This window comes from Caballeronia jiangsuensis, from assembly GCF_046030135.1.
GTDB classification, from domain to species: domain Bacteria; phylum Pseudomonadota; class Gammaproteobacteria; order Burkholderiales; family Burkholderiaceae; genus Caballeronia; species Caballeronia jiangsuensis.
The window spans coordinates 1-859 of sequence record NZ_JAQQDB010000115.1; the positions used below are offsets into that span (position 1 = coordinate 1).

At 58.2% G+C, this 859-nt stretch carries 1 protein-coding gene; it reads right to left on the reverse strand.

The features are described 5' to 3' along the window. Positions 1 to 788 (reverse strand): IS5 family transposase gene (locus tag PQR08_RS38595; protein WP_250487963.1). Its coding sequence is split into 2 segments (ribosomal slippage), with 789 coding nucleotides annotated over them: positions 1 to 440 and positions 440 to 788; the frame shifts between segments, so codons are not numbered across the junction. This gene is flagged as partial in the annotation. Between the last annotated feature and the right edge of the window lie 71 nt (positions 789 to 859).

An 859-nucleotide genomic window follows, 5' to 3' on the forward strand; every position in this document is an offset into this window, starting at 1 on the left:
GTTCCAGCAAATCAGCGCGCACGCGAGCGAAAGGAAAGCTTCGTGAATATAGTCATATCGTTCATAACGAATCTTCAGGCGTCGAAAGTTATGCAACCAGGCAATCGAGCGCTCGACGACCCAGCGCGTTTTGCCCAGACCGCTACCGTGCGGTGCGCCGATACGGGCGAGTTCTGGCACGATGCCTTGCTTGCGCAATGCCTGCCGGTGCTTATTGGAACTGTACCCTCGGTCGCCTTGAACGATGCGGGGTTTGCGCAATGGTCGGCCTCGTTTGCCGCGAATCGGCGGAATGGCCGCGACCAGCGCATTCAGTTGCTTGATGTCGTGACAGTTCGCGCCGCTCAGGATGACTGCGAGCGGAATGCCTTGCGCCTCGACAATAAGGTGATGCTTGCTGCCGAGCTTGCGCCTGTCCGTGGGGTTCGGACCAGTTTTTTTCCCGCCGATACGGCGCGAATAGAAGAGCTGTCGACGATGGCGCGCTCCAGATCGAGTTGGCCGCGTCGGCGCAATTCGGCGAGTAACGCTTCGTGGATGCGTTGCCAGACACCGGCCTTCTGCCATGCGTCGAGTCGACGCCAGCACACGCTGCCCGAGCCCCAACCGAGTTCCTGCGGTAGCAGATTCCACGCCGTGCCCGAGCGCAGGACAAAGATGATGCCGTTGAGCACCGCTCGATCTGCAATCGGTTTGCGCCCAGCGTGGCGCCGATTGCGCGAAGGCCGAACAGGCAACAGCGGTTCGATGAATGACCACAGTTCGTCGTCTATAAGTTCTTTAGTCATCGCTTCCTGCATGAGCAAACAATCCAGGAAGCTACCAACTCACAAGAAAAGTTAACAGTGCTCTATTCCTA